Annotated in this window: 17 protein-coding genes; 6 read left to right on the top strand and 11 right to left on the bottom strand. The window is 61.8% G+C overall.

Annotation, left to right across the window (positions count from 1 at the left end; genetic code table 11):
* Window positions 1-501 (bottom strand): retropepsin-like aspartic peptidase RloA2, encoded by a 501-nt coding sequence (gene rloA2 / locus MUM_RS0104470; RefSeq protein WP_010167475.1) that lies wholly within the window; start codon window positions 499-501, stop codon window positions 1-3.
* Between the two features lie 173 nt (window positions 502-674).
* Here rloA2 and MUM_RS0104475 point away from each other — a divergent pair, with 173 nt between their 5' ends.
* Entirely contained in the window at window positions 675-1,562 is an 888-nt protein-coding gene (locus MUM_RS0104475; RefSeq protein WP_010167477.1) for an acyltransferase, read from the top strand.
* Here MUM_RS0104475 and MUM_RS0104480 read toward each other — a convergent pair.
* Window positions 1,559-2,128 carry a DUF2780 domain-containing protein gene (locus MUM_RS0104480; RefSeq protein WP_010167480.1) on the bottom strand — a complete coding sequence of 190 codons (570 nt, stop codon included), beginning with the start codon at window positions 2,126-2,128 and terminating at the stop codon, window positions 1,559-1,561. The genes MUM_RS0104475 and MUM_RS0104480 overlap by 4 nt on opposite strands.
* Before the next feature lie 153 nt (window positions 2,129-2,281).
* Here MUM_RS0104480 and MUM_RS0104485 point away from each other — a divergent pair, with 153 nt between their 5' ends.
* The 3 genes from MUM_RS0104485 (at window position 2,282) to MUM_RS0104495 (ending at window position 4,135) form a co-directional block, all read left to right on the top strand.
* Window positions 2,282-2,917: a sigma-70 family RNA polymerase sigma factor gene (locus MUM_RS0104485; RefSeq protein ID WP_032881804.1), complete on the top strand. Its 636-nt coding sequence runs from the start codon at window positions 2,282-2,284 to the stop codon at window positions 2,915-2,917.
* The gene (locus tag MUM_RS0104490) at window positions 2,914-3,591 is read left to right on the top strand and encodes an anti-sigma factor (RefSeq protein ID WP_010167484.1); all 678 of its coding nucleotides are present in this window, start codon (window positions 2,914-2,916) and stop codon (window positions 3,589-3,591) included. The genes MUM_RS0104485 and MUM_RS0104490 overlap by 4 nt, the downstream gene beginning before the upstream one ends.
* An 85-nt stretch (window positions 3,592-3,676) precedes the next feature.
* On the top strand, window positions 3,677-4,135 hold the full coding sequence (locus tag MUM_RS0104495; RefSeq protein WP_010167486.1) for an anti-sigma factor domain-containing protein: 459 nt from the start codon (window positions 3,677-3,679) through the stop codon (window positions 4,133-4,135).
* A 66-nt stretch (window positions 4,136-4,201) separates the two neighbouring features.
* Here the strand turns inward: MUM_RS0104495 and fdhA are convergent, their stop codons facing one another.
* The 8 genes from fdhA to MUM_RS0104535 all read right to left on the bottom strand — a co-directional run bounded on the left by fdhA (window position 4,202) and on the right by MUM_RS0104535 (window position 14,181).
* Window positions 4,202-5,401 carry a formaldehyde dehydrogenase, glutathione-independent gene (gene fdhA / locus MUM_RS0104500; protein WP_010167488.1) on the bottom strand — a complete coding sequence of 400 codons (1,200 nt, stop codon included), beginning with the start codon at window positions 5,399-5,401 and terminating at the stop codon, window positions 4,202-4,204.
* Window positions 5,402-5,584: 183 nt separating this feature from the next.
* Entirely contained in the window at window positions 5,585-6,442 is an 858-nt protein-coding gene (gene purU / locus MUM_RS0104505; RefSeq protein WP_003209192.1) for a formyltetrahydrofolate deformylase, read from the bottom strand.
* Window positions 6,443-6,564: 122 nt separating this feature from the next.
* Window positions 6,565-7,197 carry a sarcosine oxidase subunit gamma gene (locus MUM_RS0104510; RefSeq protein WP_010167492.1) on the bottom strand — a complete coding sequence of 211 codons (633 nt, stop codon included), beginning with the start codon at window positions 7,195-7,197 and terminating at the stop codon, window positions 6,565-6,567.
* A 140-nt stretch (window positions 7,198-7,337) separates the two neighbouring features.
* Window positions 7,338-10,355, bottom strand: a complete 3,018-nt coding sequence (locus tag MUM_RS0104515; RefSeq protein WP_010167493.1) for a sarcosine oxidase subunit alpha — start codon at window positions 10,353-10,355, stop codon at window positions 7,338-7,340.
* The gene (locus MUM_RS0104520; RefSeq protein ID WP_010167494.1) at window positions 10,352-10,654 is read right to left on the bottom strand and encodes a sarcosine oxidase subunit delta; all 303 of its coding nucleotides are present in this window, start codon (window positions 10,652-10,654) and stop codon (window positions 10,352-10,354) included. The genes MUM_RS0104515 and MUM_RS0104520 overlap by 4 nt, the downstream gene beginning before the upstream one ends.
* A 15-nt stretch (window positions 10,655-10,669) precedes the next feature.
* Window positions 10,670-11,920, bottom strand: coding sequence for a sarcosine oxidase subunit beta (locus MUM_RS0104525; protein WP_003209185.1), 1,251 nt, complete (start codon window positions 11,918-11,920; stop codon window positions 10,670-10,672).
* Window positions 11,921-11,942: 22 nt separating this feature from the next.
* A complete protein-coding gene (locus MUM_RS0104530) occupies window positions 11,943-13,196 on the bottom strand; it encodes a serine hydroxymethyltransferase (protein WP_010167495.1) in 1,254 nt (417 codons plus the stop codon).
* A gap of 256 nt (window positions 13,197-13,452) precedes the next feature.
* Window positions 13,453-14,181, bottom strand: coding sequence for a TraX family protein (locus MUM_RS0104535; RefSeq protein ID WP_010167497.1), 729 nt, complete (start codon window positions 14,179-14,181; stop codon window positions 13,453-13,455).
* Window positions 14,182-14,271: 90 nt separating this feature from the next.
* Here MUM_RS0104535 and MUM_RS0104540 point away from each other — a divergent pair, with 90 nt between their 5' ends.
* Together MUM_RS0104540 and MUM_RS0104545 are read left to right on the top strand one after the other, a co-directional pair.
* Complete coding sequence (locus tag MUM_RS0104540; protein WP_010167499.1) at window positions 14,272-15,312, top strand: threonine aldolase family protein; 1,041 nt, start codon at window positions 14,272-14,274, stop codon at window positions 15,310-15,312.
* A gap of 194 nt (window positions 15,313-15,506) precedes the next feature.
* Window positions 15,507-15,707 carry a hypothetical protein gene (locus MUM_RS0104545; protein ID WP_010167501.1) on the top strand — a complete coding sequence of 67 codons (201 nt, stop codon included), beginning with the start codon at window positions 15,507-15,509 and terminating at the stop codon, window positions 15,705-15,707.
* 47 nt (window positions 15,708-15,754) lie between these two features.
* Here the strand turns inward: MUM_RS0104545 and gbcB are convergent, their stop codons facing one another.
* On the bottom strand, window positions 15,755-16,855 hold the full coding sequence (gbcB, locus tag MUM_RS0104550; RefSeq protein WP_010167504.1) for a glycine-betaine demethylase subunit GbcB: 1,101 nt from the start codon (window positions 16,853-16,855) through the stop codon (window positions 15,755-15,757).
* Window positions 16,856-16,876 lie beyond the last annotated feature (21 nt).

Genomic DNA, 16,876 nt, shown 5'->3' on the forward strand with positions numbered 1-16,876 from the left:
TCAGCAGTCCGGTTTGTCCGCAGTGTAACGGCGAGCAGGGTTCACCGCAGCGCCGAATTCACGCAAGGCCTTGGCGCCGATCAGCAGCGGGTAGTTGAAGCTGCTGCGGTCGGTGAGGTTGACCTCGACGGTGCGCTTGACGTTGCCCAGGCACATTTCCAGGTCGATCACCGGGCGCTTGGCCACGGTAGCCTCGTCCTTGTCGTCATCTTCGTCGGCGCGGCTTTTGATTTTGCTGATGCGCGAGACCTTGTGCTCGTACACCTTGTTGGTGGCCTCCTTGCCGCCGAGGCGGAAGCGTACCCAGTCGTCGCCGTCACGGGTGAAGGTCTCGATGTCCCGGGCCGACAGCGAGGCAGTCAGCGCACCGGTGTCCATCTTGGCCTTGAAGGTCTCGCCGATTTCCGGCAGTTGAATGTATTCGTAGCGACCGTAAAGGGTCGGCTCAGCGGCCATGACAGGCAAGGCCACGAGAGTTAGCAGGGCAAGGATGGATTTCACGTAGGAGGTTTCCTTGAAATAAGTGGGCGAATTCTAGACCGCAAAACCGCTGCTTAGTTGGGCGCCTAAGCATACCGGGGCTTAAGTGAAACATTCATCATCACATCTGCGATTTGGCCTCTCGACACAAGCTGCTTATCATGGCGGGCCAAAAATGATTCCAAGAGTTACTTATGCGCCGCCTGCTCACCGGCTGTTTCGTCACATTCCTGCTGTTGCTCAACACCCTGGTGCTGTTCGGGCCACTGATGGTGTTTGCCCTGCTCAAGCTGGTGGCCCCCGGTCGCTTTCGCGACTACGCCTCATGGGCGGTCATGTGGATCGCTGAAACCTGGGCCGAGATCGACAAGCTGATCTTCGCCCTGTGCATCCCCACCCAATGGGACATTCGCGGCGGTGGCGACCTGCGGGGCGACACTTCCTATCTGGTGATCAGCAACCACCAATCCTGGGTCGACATCCCGGCGCTGATCCAGACCCTCAACCGACGCACGCCGTTCTTCAAGTTCTTCCTGAAAAAGGAACTGATCTGGGTACCGTTCCTGGGCCTGGCCTGGTGGGCGCTGGATTACCCGTTCATGAAGCGCTACACCAAAGCGTTCCTGGCCAAACACCCCGAGCTGGCAGGCCAGGACCTGAAAATCACCCAGGAAGCCTGCGAGCTGTTCAAGCGCCAGCCGGTCACGGTGGTCAATTACCTGGAAGGCACCCGATTCACCCCGGCCAAGCGTCAACAACAGGACTCACCCTACAAGCGCCTGCTCAAACCCAAGGCGGGCGGTGTAGCGTTCGTGCTGGCGGCGATGGGCGAACAGCTGGACGCGGTGCTCGACGTCACTGTGGTTTATCCCCAAGAGAACATTCCGGGTTTCTGGGACTTGATCAGCGGCGCGGTGCCGAAGGTAATCGTAGATATCCGCACCCGTGAGTTGGATCCGGCATTGTGGCAGGGGGATTACGAGAACGATCCGGCGTTTCGCCAGACCGTCCAGAACTGGGTCAACCAGCTCTGGATGGAGAAGGATACGCGCATCGAACAACTGCGCGCAGAGCGACCTTAGCCGCCCGTGCCCCAGGCCGAAGCCAGCTTGCCCAGTACCGATTCGCTGGCGCCCTGGCCGCCCAGGTATTTCAGGATAACCGGCGCAAACTGGCCCACCATCCCACTGTCCATGCCCAGCGCGCTGAATGCAGTGTTCAGGTCGCTGGTATTCTTCACGTTACCCAATACGCCATCCAGGCCCGAGGTCTTGCTGCCGCCGCTCTGGCCAAGCATGCCGCTCAGGGCGCCGAGGCTGCCCAGGGAGTTGCTGCCGGAGAGCTTGTCCAGGCCCGGAACGCTCTGGGTCAACTGCGAGTAATCACCGCCGCCCAATTTATTCTTGGCCAGGCCCAGCATCGCGCCGGTGCCGCCGACGGCCTGCTCAGGGGTCACGTTCAGTTGCGAGGTCAGGGCGCCCAGCAGACCGGCGGTCTGTGAGGTCGGTGCAGCCGCTGCCGCCTTGTCGCCACCCTGTGCACCCGAAACGGCATTGGCCACGTCGCCGAGGCTGAAACCTGCCGCAAACACCGGGCTGGCCGCCACGGTCAACAGGCAGGACAGGGCAAAACCGCGTGAAATCTTCATCAAGACAACCTCTGAAAGTAAGCGCTAAAAGCAGGGGTTTGACTGGGCAGGGCGAAGGATTGTTCCCACCTCTCAGATTAGTTCAGAAAACCACTGCATCCGAACAGCCCTGCGCTGCGTATATCCATCACGAGCCGCACGGAGCTGGATGGAATGAACGCCCAAGCTGGACTAACCTCAGCCTGCCCTCTTTACCGTGCGCCGTCCCATCGCCCTGATGCAAGTGCCTGGAGAAGCCCCATTTCGACCCACGATGCCGATCAACTACGGCAATTGCTGGCCCAGTGTTCACTGGGTAACCGCCAGGCGTTCGAAACGCTCTATCGCAGCGTTTCCCCGCGTTTGCACGGTGTTGCCCTGCGTTTCATGGGCCGCCAGGACCTGGCCGAAGACGTGCTGCAGGAGAGTTTCGTGCGCATCTGGTTCAACGCCTCGCGGTATGAGGCCCACTTGTCGGCGCCGCTGACCTGGATGATCAACATCACCCGCAACCTGGCCATCGACCAGTTGCGCAAACACCGCGAACAACCCTTGAGCGACGGCCAGCAAGACGCAATGGCCGACGAAAGCCCCAGCGCCCATGAATTGCTCGACAGCGAGCGTGAAGCCCACGCCCTGAACCGCTGCCTCGACAGCCTTGAAGGCATGCAGCGCCAATCGATCACCGTGGCTTACTTCCAGGGCTTGTCGTGCTCGGAATTGGCCGACCACCTGGCCGCGCCCCTGGGCTCGGTCAAATCCTGGATTCGCCGCGGCATGGAGCGTTTGCGCAGGTGCCTTGAATCATGAACTACCAAACCACCGCCCTGCGCCGCGCCCTCGCAGCGGATTACGCCATCGGGCTGATGCCCGCCACGGCGCGGCGGCGCTTTGAAGCACTGCTGCTGGACGATGCAGCCCTGCGCGTCGAACTGGGACACTGGCAGGATGCCCTCGCCCGCCTGACCGGGCCATTGCCCGAACGGCCGGTGCCGGATCATGTGTGGGAAGGGATCAAGGCGCGCATTGAACCGCAAGTGCTGCATATGCCGGCGAAGAAACCGTTCTGGATGAACCTGCGGTTGCTGGCAGCGGCGTGCGGGGTAGCGATCGCCGTATTGGTGGGTGTGCTGTACCAGCGCGATCTTGGGGTGGAATACAACGCCACGCTGGTGGCGGCGGATCAACAGCCGGCGCTGAAGATCCAGGCGTATGCGGATCATCTGCAGGTGGAACCACTGGCGCTGGCGGCGGTGGCACCGGCACGTGCGCTGGAACTGTGGGCAATCCCGGCGGGTGGCAAACCGATCTCGCTGGGGTTGGTGCCGGTGTCGGGTAAAGGGCGGATTCAGCTGAGCAAAGAACAACAGGCACTGCTGACGGCACCGTTGACGCTGGCAGTCAGTCTTGAACCTCAGGGCGGCTCACCCACCGGACAACCGACCGGGCCGGTGCTGTATCAAGGCCAATTGGCATCACTCTGAGCCAGGACCCAAGTCGATGGATTGAGGAACTGATCGCCGTAACCTGGGTCCATGAAAGACTACAAAACATGTCAGGAAGAGCCTAATGACTGCGATCAACCCCCAAGTGATTGAGCACAAGCCTTCATTCTGGAACCGCCCACGCCTGTTCGTCGGCGCCTGTCTGGTGGTAGTGGCGGGCGTCGGCGGTGCCCTCTACACCAAGGACAGCGTCAAATCTGCCGCATTGCTGGTGAACACCACCCAGCAACCGGCCACGCAGATCGTGGCCCACAAGGATTACCTTGAAGTGCAGCCGATTGCTGCCACCGCACCGGCTCCAGACCAAAGCCTGGAACTGTGGGCTGTGCCGGCGGACGGTAACCCGGTTTCACTGGGCCTGTTGCCTGAAGACGGCAAAGGCATTATTGGCATCAACCCGCGCCAGCAAGAGTCGATCAGCAAGCCGGTGACGCTGATGGTCAGTTCGGAAACCAAGGGCGGCTCGGTGAGCAAGCAGCCGACGGGGCCAACGGTGTATCAGGGGGCGTTGGCGATTCGCTGATTCACCCACCCAACCCCAGATGCAAAAAAAGGCGACCCAAGGGTCGCCTTTTTATTGGCCCGCGACTTAAGCCGCGCTGAACAACTTGTGCGGATCAATCACAAACTTCTTCGGCACACCCGCATCGAACTCGCCATAACCGCGCGGCGCGTCATCCAGGCTGATGACTTCCACGCCGACGATGTCGGCAATATTGATACGGTCCCACATGATCGCCTGCATCAGTTGGCGGTTGTACTTCATCACCGGTGTTTGCCCGGTGTGGAAGCTGTGGGATTTGGCCCAGCCCAGGCCGAAACGAATGCTCAGGCTGCCCATTTTTGCAGCGGCGTCCACGGCACCCGGGTCTTCGGTCACGTACAGGCCCGGGATGCCGATTTTGCCGGCCACCCGCACCACGCCCATCAACGAGTTGAGCACGGTGGCTGGCGCCTCGTGCTTGACGCCGTCATGGCCATGGCCGCGCGCTTCGAAGCCTACCGCATCCACGGCGCAGTCAACCTCAGGCTCGCCCAGCAACGCGGCGATTTGTTCGTGCAGCGGGGTGTCCTTGGACAGGTCGGCAATTTCAAAACCCTGGGCCTTGGCGTGGGCCAGGCGGATCGGGTTGACGTCACCGATGATCACCACCGCAGCACCCAGCAGGCGAGCGGAAGCGGCAGCCGCCAGGCCCACCGGGCCGGCACCGGCAATGTAGACCGTGCTGCCCGGGCCAACGCCCGCCGTGACTGCACCGTGGTAGCCAGTGGGCAGGATGTCGGAGAGGCAGGTCAGGTCGCGGATTTTCTCCATGGCCTTGTCGCGGTCCGGCAGTTTCAGCAGGTTGAAGTCGGCGTAAGGCACCAGCACGTATTCGGCCTGGCCGCCGGTCCAGTCGCCCATGTCGACATAGCCGTAGGCGCCACCGGCACGGGCCGGGTTGACGGTCAGGCACACGCCGGTGTGCTGCTCTTTGCAGGAGCGGCAACGGCCACACGCCACGTTGAACGGCACCGACACCAGGTCGCCGATTTTAAGGTTCTCGACGTCGCTGCCTTTCTCGATCACTTCGCCGGTGATTTCGTGACCCAGCACCAGGCCGGTCTGGGCGGTGGTGCGGCCACGCACCATGTGTTGATCGGAGCCGCAGATGTTAGTGGAGACCACGCGCAGGATGACGCCGTGCTCAATCTTCCTGCCACGGGGGTCCTGCATTTTGGGATAGTCGATTTTCTGTACTTCGACCTTGCCGTTGCCGAGATACACGACACCACGATTACCAGACATGCTTTCACCTCGCTGTTGTTTTTATGGAACCGCGTTGCCCAGGCAGGCAGCGCGTTTAAGTGCTCGGGTACAGATGCTGTTTTTGCGTTGTTGCTGATGGCCTCATCGCGGGCAAGCCCGGCTCCCACATTTTGATTTGTGAACACATTCAAATGTGGGAGCTGGCTTGCCTGCGATAGCGATCTATAGAACGACCGTACGATTGGCGTTTAAAAACACCCTCCGCTCAATGTGATACCCCACGGCCCGGGCCAGGGTCAGACCCTCAATATCCCGCCCCTTGGCGATCAAATCTTCCGGGTAGTGACTGTGGTCCACCACCTCCACGCCCTGGGCGATGATCGGCCCTTCGTCCAGGTCGTTGTTGATGTAATGCGCGGTGGCGCCCACCAGTTTCACGCCCTTGTTGTAGGCCTGGTGATACGGCTTGGCGCCTTTAAAACCGGGCAACAGGGAGTGATGGATGTTGATGGCTTTGCCGTCGAGCTTGCGGCACAGCTCCGGCGACAGCACTTGCATGTAGCGCGCAAGGATCACCAGTTCGGCGCCCGACTCTTCGATCACCTGCCACACCTGGCGCTCCTGGGACGGTTTGTCGTTGGGGTCCAGGGGGAAGTGGTAATACGGAATCTGGTGCCAGTCGGCCAGGGGCTTGAGGTCGGGATGGTTGGAGACCACGGCGACCACGTCCATCGACAGTTGGCCGATGCGCTGGCGGTAGAGCAAATCGTTGAGGCAGTGATCGGCCTTGGAGACCATGATCACCACTTTTGGCCGGTAATTCGGCGCAGTCAGCTCGAAGATCATGCCGAACGCCTCGCCGCGAGTGGCCAGGCCATCGCGGAAGGCTTGCTCGTCAAAACCGTCGGGCTGGCGGAATTCCACACGGATGAAGAACCGGCCCGAGAGCCGGTCATCGAAGGAGTGGTGTTCGGTGACGTAGCAGCCCTGCTCGAACAGATAGCGGGTCACCGCGTCCACCGTGCCGAGCACGCTGGGGCAGTCGGCGGTCAAAATCCATGTGTCGGGTACGCGGCTCATTGCGGGTAACTCCTCAAACAACTTCAGGCAACGCGCCCTCTGCAGGAGCCCGGCTTGCCGGCCATGACGATCTCACCGACGCCATCGCCGGCAAGTCGGGCTCCTACAGGGTAAGCGTCATATCAGGCTTCGACGGCCAGGCCATACTCAGCCGCCGCGTCCTGCAACCACAGCCACCAGTAATCCGAGAAGCTGCGACGGATCACCAGCTCCCAGGTGTCTTCAGCGGTATGGCGAATCACCAGTTGTGACTTGGCGAACACCGTGCCCACCGCCTTGCCCACCGGAAAGCTGTTGGGGTGCACGTCGTAGCTGGTGGATTTCATCAGCACGTCGCGCACGTTCGGGCCGCTGAGTTCAAGGATCTGCTGGCCGCCGCTGACGTTGACGACCTGGATATGCAACTCACCCAGCGCCTCGCGCAAACTTTGCTCGGCGGCGAATTCTTCACCGCTCGGCACCACCAGCAACCACTCATCCGGGCCGAGCCATTGCAGGCTGGTTTCACCCTTGACGATGACTTGCAACGCGCCGGGCAACTCGATGCCCAGGGCCTTGTGCACGCCGGCAGCGAAGGCTGCGTCGTGGCCGTCGCCTCGAAGGGTCAGGTGGCCCAGCAATTTCTTTTCACGCACGGTCACGCCGGCGTTCTTGCGGCCCTTGCCCACCAGGCTGGCGAGGTCGGCATGGTGCAGCGACGACTCGGCCTTGGCGCCGGAGGTGGGGCGTTGTTGGTAAACATTGGCTGCTGTCATAAAGCACCTGTTTGAATTCTGTAGGTCTTGCAGTGACTGTTCCGGCCTCATCGCGGGCAAGCCCGGCTCCCACATTTTGCGGGGTGAACCCATTCAAAATGTGGGAGCTGGCTTGCCTGCGATGCAGGCGACTCGGTCTGTCAGATATTTTGACGCTCGCCTTTCGGGTCAAAGAACACCGAAGACACAATCTCCGCCTCGATCACGCTGCCATCTGCCAGCGGTGCAAACACCCGCTCGCCGATGCGCTTCAAGCCGCCCTTCACCACGCCCATGGCAAACGAATAACCCAGGGAGTTGTGGGCATAACTGGAGGTGACGTGGCCGACCATCTTCATCGGGATCGTCTGCTTGGCGTCGAACACCAGCTGCGCGCCTTCCGGCAGCCACACGTTCGGGTCAATCGGCTTCAAGCCCACCAGTTGCTTGCGGTCTTCACGCACGCAATCTTCGCGATTCATCCCGCGCCAGCCGATCCACGAGAACGGCTTGGTGCGGCCTACACACCAGCCCATGTTCAGGTCGTCCGGGGTCATCGAGCCGTCGGTGTCCTGGCCGACGATGATGAAACCCTTCTCGGCCCGCAGCACGTGCATGGTCTCGGTGCCGTAAGGGGTCAGGTTGTACTTTTTGCCGGCCTCGACGATTTTTTCGAGTACGCCCATGGCGTAGTCGGCCTGCACGTTGACTTCGTACGACAGCTCACCGGTAAACGAAATCCGGAACACCCGCGCCGGCACGCCGCCCACCAAACCTTCTTTCCAGGTCATGAACGGGAAGCCGTCCTTGTCCAAATCGATGTCGGTGACTTCGCTCAGCAGCTTGCGGCTGTTGGGGCCGGACAGGGTCATGGTCGCCCAGTGGTCGGTGACCGAGGTGAAGTACACCTTGAGGTCTGGCCATTCGGTCTGCTGGTAGATTTCCAGCCACTGAAGTACGCGCGCCGCGCCGCCGGTGGTGGTGGTCATCAGGAAGTGGTTGTCGGCGAGGCAAGCGGTGACGCCGTCGTCGAAGACCATGCCGTCTTCCTTGCACATCAGGCCGTAGCGGGCCTTGCCCACGTCGAGCTTGGTCCAGGCGTTGCTGTAGATGCGGTTGAGGAATTCGCGGGCATCCGGGCCTTGAATGTCGATCTTGCCGAGGGTGGACGCATCCAGCAGGCCGACGCTGTCGCGCACGGCCAGGCATTCGCGTTTGACCGCGGCGTGCAGGTCTTCACCGTTGCGCGGGAAGTACCACGGGCGTTTCCACTGGCCGACGTCTTCAAACTCGGCACCGTTTTTCACGTGCCAGGCGTGCAGCGCGGTGTAGCGCACCGGCTCGAAGATGTGCCCACAGTGGCGGCCCGCTACCGCGCCGAAGGTCACCGGCGTGTAGTTGGGACGGAACATGGTGGTGCCCATCTGCGGGATGGTCACGTTCAGCGAGCGGGCCGCGATGGCCAGGCCGTTGACGTTGCCGAGCTTGCCCTGATCGGTGCCGAAGCCCAGTGCGGTGTAGCGTTTGACGTGCTCCACCGACTCGAAACCTTCGCGGGTGGCGAGTTCGATGGCGGCGGCGGTGACGTCGTTTTGCAGGTCGACAAATTGCTTCGGCGCCCGTGCAGTGGCTTTTTCGTGGGGCACCTGGAACAGCGCAAGGGTCGGCTCTTCCAGACGGCTCAAGGCTTTTGGCAGCGTACCTTCCACCGGTGCAAAACCGGCTTCGCTGGCCGCGCGCACGCCGCCTTCAAAACCGTCTGCCAGGGAGTCGCCCAGGCCGTAGACGCCGTTGATACCACCAACGCACACGCGTTTCTGCGGTGCTTCGCCCGGTACAAAACCGAGGATGTCTTCACGCCAGGTCGGCTTGCCGCCCAGGTGCGAGGCCAGGTGAACCACCGGGCTGTAGCCACCGGAGCTGGCCACCAGGTCGCACTCCAGCCATTCTCCGGGGCTGGTGACTTTGTGGGCCTTGACGTCGATGGCGGCCACGCGCGCGCCGGTGACGTGCTTGCTGCCACGGGCTTCGATCACGGCGCTGCCGGTGAGGATGCGAATACCCTTGGCACGGGCCTCTTCAACCAGCGCGCCCCGTGGGTTGTGGCGAGCATCGGCTACGGCAACAACGGTAAGACCGGCGTCGAACCAGTCCAGCGCAACGCGGTAGGCATGATCGTTGTTGGTCGACAGCACCAGCTTCTTGCCCGGTGCCACGCCGTAGCGACGCACGTAAGTCGAGACCGCACCGGCCAGCATGTTGCCCGGCACGTCGTTGTTGCCGTACACCAGCGGACGCTCGCACGCACCGGTGGCCAACACGACACGCTTGGCACGCACACGGTGGATACGCTGACGCACCTGGCCGATCGGCGCGCGGTCACCGAGGTGATCGGTAAGGCGCTCGTGAATGGTCAGGAAGTTATGGTCGTGGTAGCCGTTGACGGTGGCGCGAGGCAGCAGCACTACATCGTGCAGGGCTTTCAATTCCGCGATCACGCTGGCAACCCATTCGGCGGCCGGCTTGCCGTCGAGGCTTTCACGGGAATCCAGCAAGGAGCCGCCGAATTCTTCCTGCTCGTCCGCGATGATCACCCGCGCGCCGCTGCGAGCAGCGGCCAGGGCCGCCGACAGACCGGCAGGGCCGGCGCCCACAATCAGCACGTCGCAGTGACGGTTCATGTAGTCGTAGGTGTCCGGGTCGTTCTCGGTCGGCGAGCGGCCTAAACCTGCAGCCTTACGGATGTACTTCTCGTACGTCATCCAGAACGATTGCGGGTACATGAAGGTTTTGTAGTAGAAACCCGGCGGCATCAGCTTGCCGCCGACCTTGCCGAGAATGCCCATCATGTCGTTGTTCACGCTCGGCCAGCCGTTGGTGCTGGTGGCGACCAAACCCTGGTACAGCGCCTGTTGCGTGGCGCGCACGTTGGGGATCTGCGTGGCTTCGGTGGCGCCAATCTGCAGCACCGCGTTCGGCTCTTCGGCACCGGCGGCGAAGATGCCGCGCGGGCGGGAATACTTGAAGCTGCGGCCGATGATGTCGACGCCGTTGGCCAGCAGTGCAGCGGCCAGGGTGTCGCCTTCAAAGCCTTTGTAGCTCTGGCCGTTGAAGCTGAAGCTGAGGACTTTGTTGCGGTCGATCCGGCCACCGTTGGACAGGCGATTGATCTGGCTCATACCTTCTCTCCAGAGGCCTTGGCGGTGAATTGTGGCTTCTCACCGATCTTGTAAGTTTCAAGAATTTCGTAGGTCACGGTGTCGCGGGTCGCGTTGAAATACTGGCGGCAACCGGCGGCGTGAATCCACAGCTCGTGGTGCAGGCCGCGCGGGTTGTCGCGGAAGAACATGTAGTCGCCCCACTGCTCGTCGGTGCAGGTATTCGGGTCCAGCGGGCGCGGGATGTGCGCTTGGCCGGACGCGTGGAATTCCTCTTCGGAGCGCAGTTCGCCACAGTGAGGACAGAAGATATGCAACATAGGAAATTTCTCCTGTTAGTGGGCGACGGCCGCAGCGCCGTGTTCGTCGATCAGCGCACCGTTGTGGAAACGGTCGATGGAGAAAGGAGCGGCCAACGGGTGCATTTCACCCTTGGCAAGGCTGGCGGCAAATACGTTGCCTGAGCCTGGAGTCGCTTTAAAACCACCGGTGCCCCAACCGCAGTTGAAGAACATGTTCGGGACCGGGGTCTTGGAGATGATCGGGCAGGCATCCGGCGTGGTGTCGACGATCCCGCCCCACTGGCGGTTCATGCGCACACGGGACAGCACCGGGAACATCTCGACGATGGCCTGGATGGTGTGTTCAATCACCGGGTAGGAGCCGCGCTGGCCGTAGCCGTTGTAGCCGTCAATGCCGGCGCCGATCACCAGGTCGCCCTTGTCGGACTGGCTGATGTAGCCGTGCACGGCGTTGGACATGATCACGCTGTCGATGATCGGCTTGATCGGCTCCGACACCAACGCTTGCAGCGGGTGGGATTCGATCGGCAGGCGGAAGCCCGCCAGCGACGCCATGTGCCCGGAGTTACCCGCCGTGACCACACCGACGCGCTTGGCGCCGATAAAGCCCTTGTTGGTTTCGACGCCGATGCACACGCCGTTTTCCTTGCGGAAACCGATGACTTCGGTCTGCTGGATCAGGTCCACGCCCAGTGCGTCGGCGGCGCGGGCAAAGCCCCAGGCCACGGCATCGTGACGGGCCACGCCGCCGCGACGTTGCACGGTGGCGCCCATGACCGGGTAGCGGGTGTTCTTTGAGCAGTCGAGGTACGGGATCTCGTCGGCCACTTGTTTGGCGTTGAGCAGTTCGCCGTCCACACCGTTGAGGCGGTTGGCGCTGACGCGACGCTCGGAATCACGGATGTCTTGCAGGGTGTGGCACAGGTTGTAGACACCACGCTGGGAGAACATCACGTTGTAGTTCAGGTCCTGGGACAAGCCTTCCCAGAGTTTCATCGCGTGTTCGTACAGGTGCGCCGACTCATCCCACAGGTAGTTGGAGCGCACGATGGTGGTGTTGCGCGCGGTGTTACCGCCGCCCAGCCAGCCTTTCTCGACCACGGCCACGTTGGTGATGCCGTGCTCTTTGGCCAAATAGTAAGCCGTCGCCAGACCATGCCCGCCGCCGCCGACGATGACCACGTCGTAGACCTTTTTGGGGGTCGGCGTGCGCCACATCTTCTGCCAGTTTTCGTGGTGGCTGAGTGAGTGCTTGAAGAGGCCGAAGCCCGAGTAGCGTTGCATAGTCATTACTCCAAAACCGCGCTCAGCGATAAACCGGGAAATCAGCGCACAGGGCGGCCACATGCTTGGCGACGTTGGCCTCCACATCGGCGTCGCCGAGGTTGTCGAGGATGTCGCAGATCCAGCCGGCCAACTCCAGGCATTGGGTCACTTTGAAGCCGCGTGTGGTCACCGCCGGGGTGCCGATACGCAGGCCCGAAGTCACGAACGGCGACTGCGGGTCGTTGGGCACGGCGTTCTTGTTGACGGTGATGTGGGCGCGGCCCAGGGCAGCGTCCGCGTCTTTGCCGGTGAGGCCCTGACGGATCAGGCTGACCAGGAACAGGTGGTTATCGGTGCCGCCGGACACGACATCGTAGCCGCGTTTGATAAACACGCCGGCCATGGCCTGGGCGTTGTCGATCACTTGCTGTTGATAAGCCTTGAAACCCGGTTCCTGGGCTTCCTTGAAGCACACCGCCTTGCCGGCGATCACGTGCATCAGCGGGCCGCCCTGGGCACCGGGGAACACCGCGGAGTTGAGTTTCTTTTCAATTTCTTCGTTGGCACGGGCCAGGATCAGGCCGCCACGTGGACCGCGCAGGGTCTTGTGGGTCGTGGTGGTGACCACATCGGCGTAGGGCAGCGGGTTCGGGTACAAGCCGGCGGCCACCAGGCCGGCGACGTGGGCCATGTCGACGAACAGCAGCGCACCGACCTTGTCGGCAATCTGGCGGAAGCGCGGGAAATCCAGGGTCTTGGAGTAGGCGGAGAAACCGGCCACGACCATCTTCGGCTTGTGCTCCACGGCCAGGCGCTCGACTTCGTCGTAGTCGATCAGGCCGGTGGCGGTGTCGATGCCGTATTGCACCGCGTTGTACAGCTTGCCCGAGGACGACACCTTGGCGCCGTGGGTCAGGTGGCCACCGTGGGCCAGGCTCATGCCGAGGATGGTGTCACCGGCGTTCAACAGCGCCAGGTACACCGCGCTGTTGGCGGACGAACCGGAGTGCGGCTGCACGTTGGCGTAGTCGGCGCCGAACAGTTGCTTGGCGCGCTCGATGGCCAGCGCTTCCACCTTATCGACGTGCTCGCAGCCACCGTAGTAGCGCTTGCCCGGATACCCTTCGGCGTATTTGTTGGTGAGGCCGCTGCCCTGGGCTTCCATGACGCGCTTGCTGGTGTAGTTCTCTGACGCGATCAGCTCGATATGATCTTCCTGGCGCTGCTCCTCGGCATTCATCGCCGCCAGCAGTGCATCGTCATAACCCTGGATCTGGTCTTGCTTGCTGAACATCGCGTCTCTCCCAGCATTTCGTCTTGTTGAGGCACGTGCACGCGGCAGCGCCCTTTGATGCGATGGTAGGGCTGGTACAGATAGACCAAATGCCTACGGACGCCACGCAAAGGTGCGTTTACGACATCGGATGAACGACGCAGAACAAATGTGGGAGCGGGCTTGTGTGGGAGCTGGCTTGCCTGCGATAGCATCCCCTCGGTGCAACGGGTACACCGAGGCGTCTGCATCGCAGGCAAGCCAGCTGCCACAAGGGTTAGGCGATGATCTTGCGGACCAGTAGCAGCAGCAGGAAATGCGCCGGATAGAGCGCATACGCCCAGCGCCGCATAGCCGGTGGCGACACCTGTCTGGCCTGTCGCAACAAGACCAATCCGGCCAGTGGCGCAATCAGGCATGTGGCCAATCCCAGCATGGCCACGAGCGTGCCGCTGTTGAGCAGAATCTGCCATTGATTGGCCGCCAGGCACACCACACCCGGTAACACGCTGAAATACCACGGCCGGCGAAACACCAGCAGCATCGCCAGCGGCAGCAGCACGCCAAAGAAACCGAACATCAGCTGCGCCGAAAACAACCCCGCCACAACCAGCGCGATCAACGCCAAACCTCGATCAATAGCCGCCTTCTGCTGCCATCCCCGGGCAACCAGCAAACCCAGCGCCAGGGTCGGCAGCACGTTCAGCGTGTCGGCGTCGTCAATGAACATCCGGTACGGCACTTCACTGATCACGCTGAACAGCAGCAACCAGCCCAGATAGCGCCACTGGCCGGTAACGGGCGCATCCTTGACCCGGTGCAGATTTGCCGCAATCGCCAGGCAAAACCACGGGAACGCCAGACGCCCCGGCACATACAGCCCGTCCAGGCTCAAACCGACATAGCGCAGGTGGTCCAGCACCATACTCAGCAGCGCCAGCCACTTGAGCAGATCCAGGGCGCCATCGCGGACGCGGCTTACAGGAAGGCGTTCAGAACCGTGCATAATTCCCCACTGACTTTGCATTAACAGTGCGTGCGCCCGCCCGACAATCTTCGGTAAAGTGCGCACCAACATCGACCACAGGACTGGGCCATGACCGACAAGAGCCAACAATTCGCCAGCGACAACTATTCCGGCATCTGCCCGGAAGCCTGGGCCGCCATGGAACTCGCCAACCAGGGCCATCAACGTGCCTATGGCGATGATGAATGGACCCACCGCGCCGCCGACGGTTTCCGCAAACTGTTCGAAACCGACTGCGAAGTGTTCTTCGCCTTCAACGGCACGGCCGCCAACTCCCTGGCCCTGTCTTCACTGTGCCAGAGCTACCATAGCGTGATTTGCTCGGAAACCGCCCACGTCGAAACCGACGAATGCGGCGCGCCGGAGTTTTTCTCCAACGGCTCCAAGCTGCTCACCGCGCGCACCGAAAACGGCAAGCTGACCCCGGAGTCGATCCGCGAGATCGCCCTCAAGCGCCAGGACATCCACTACCCGAAACCGCGCGTGGTCACCCTGACCCAGGCCACCGAAGTGGGCAGCGTGTACACCCCGGAAGAAATCCGCGCCATCAGCGTCACCTGCAAGGAACTGGGGCTGAACCTGCACATGGACGGCGCACGCTTCTCCAACGCCTGCGCATTCCTCGGCTGCTCGCCTGCCGACCTGACCTGGAAAGCCGGGGTCGACGTGCTGTGCTTTGGCGGCACCAAGAACGGCATGGCCGTGGGCGAGGCGATCCTGTTCTTCAACCACAAGCTGGCCGAAGACTTCGACTACCGCTGCAAACAGGCCGGGCAGCTTGCATCAAAGATGCGCTTCCTGTCCGCACCGTGGGTAGGCCTGCTGGAAAACGACGCGTGGCTCAAGCACGCCCGTCACGCCAACCACTGCGCACAATTGCTCAGCAGCCTGGTGGCGGACATTCCGGGGGTTGAGCTGATGTTCCCGGTGCAGGCCAACGGCGTGTTCCTGCAACTCTCGGAACCGGCCATTGCCGCGCTGACGGCCAAGGGCTGGCGGTTCTACACCTTCATCGGCAAAGGCGGCGCGCGCTTCATGTGTGCGTGGGATACCGAGGAAGAGCGCGTCAGAGAACTGGCCGCTGATATTCGGGAAGTGATGAGCGCCTGATGTAGGAATCAAGCCAACAGATACTGGCGGAATGCCGAGACTGTTTTTTGATATTTCTGACAGCAACCAACCCCACTTTCATTGACTAGCCTCTTGGAACCCGAAAGGAAACGGCAGATACATCTGCCACCTTTCGGGAACACCCGCCTGCCGAACCATCGGCCGGAAACGGAAATCCAGCAGAGGGCAACACCATGGAAGTCAATCGCTACGACAACAAACTGCAAGGCGACGGCACGATCCAGACCACAGTCATCGACTGGGACGAGTTCAGAAAAACCGTGAAAGTCGGTGACACCATCAGCGAACAGACGCGGACATTGACCGTCACCGACAAAGTCTATGAATTGACAGCATCAGGCCAGCATTTCGTCATCCACATCTACGCCCAATAACCCCTGACTGATCGTTCCCACGCTCTGCGTGGGAATGATCGCCGGAGTTAAAACTCGATACGCACATCCCCCTTCGGCACGCTGCAGCACGACAGGATGTAACCCTCGGCTTCATCTTCCTCGGTGATCCCGCCGTTGTGGTCCATCTCGACCTCCCCGCCCAGTTTCATCACCTTGCACGTCCCGCAGATCCCCATGCCGCAGGCTTTCGGAATCAGCAGGCCAAGCTTGGCCGCCGCTGCGTGGACGGTCTCGCCCGGTGCCACGCGGATGCTTTTGCCCGATGCAATGAATTCCACCTGGTGCAGATCCGCCAGGTCGATTTCCGGGGCGTCCGCCGCTTGCTCGGCTTGCTCCACCGCGTCGGCACGGGCTTCCGGTGGCGTGGCGCCGAAGGATTCCTCGTGATAGCGCGCCATGTCGAAACCGGAGGCTTCCAGCAGGCGTTTCACCGCGTTCATGTACGGCGTGGGGCCGCAGCAGAAGACTTCCCGCTCAAGGAAGTCCGGCACCATCAGTTCGAGCATCTTGTGGTTCAGGTAGCCGCGATAACCGGCCCATGGCTCGCCAAGGCCATGCTTCTCGCAGATCAGGTGCAGGCTGAAGTTATCGATCCGCGACGCCATGTGCTCGAGTTCGCGGTGGTAGATGATGTCTTTCGGCGAGCGGGCGCTGTGGATAAACGTCATGTCGACGTTGGCGTTGGTGTCGTAGAACCAGCGCGCCATGGACATCACCGGGGTGATACCGACACCGCCGCTGAGGTACAGCACTTTCGGGCTCGGGAAGTCGATGGCGTTGAACAGGCCCACCGGCCCGTGCACCGCCAGTTCCTGGCCTTCGTGCAGTGTGTCATGCAGCCAGTTGGACACCCTGCCGCCCGGCACGCGCTTGATGGTCACCGAGAAGCTGTACGGCACCGAGGGCGAGCTGGAAATGGTGTAGGAACGCATGATCGGCTGGCCTTCGATTTCCAGCTCCAGGGTGACGAACTGCCCGGGCTTGAAAAAGAACAGGATCGGCTGGTCGGCCATGAAGCAGAAAGTGCGCACGTCCCAGGTTTCCTGGATGACTTTGACGCAACGGACGATGTGCCGACCATTGGCCCAGGTCTGGGTAGTTACCGGATTCAGGAAGCTGTTGGACATGCTGTTCTCCACTGCCGTAGT

The organism is Pseudomonas sp. PAMC 25886 (assembly GCF_000242655.1).
GTDB lineage: Bacteria > Pseudomonadota > Gammaproteobacteria > Pseudomonadales > Pseudomonadaceae > Aquipseudomonas.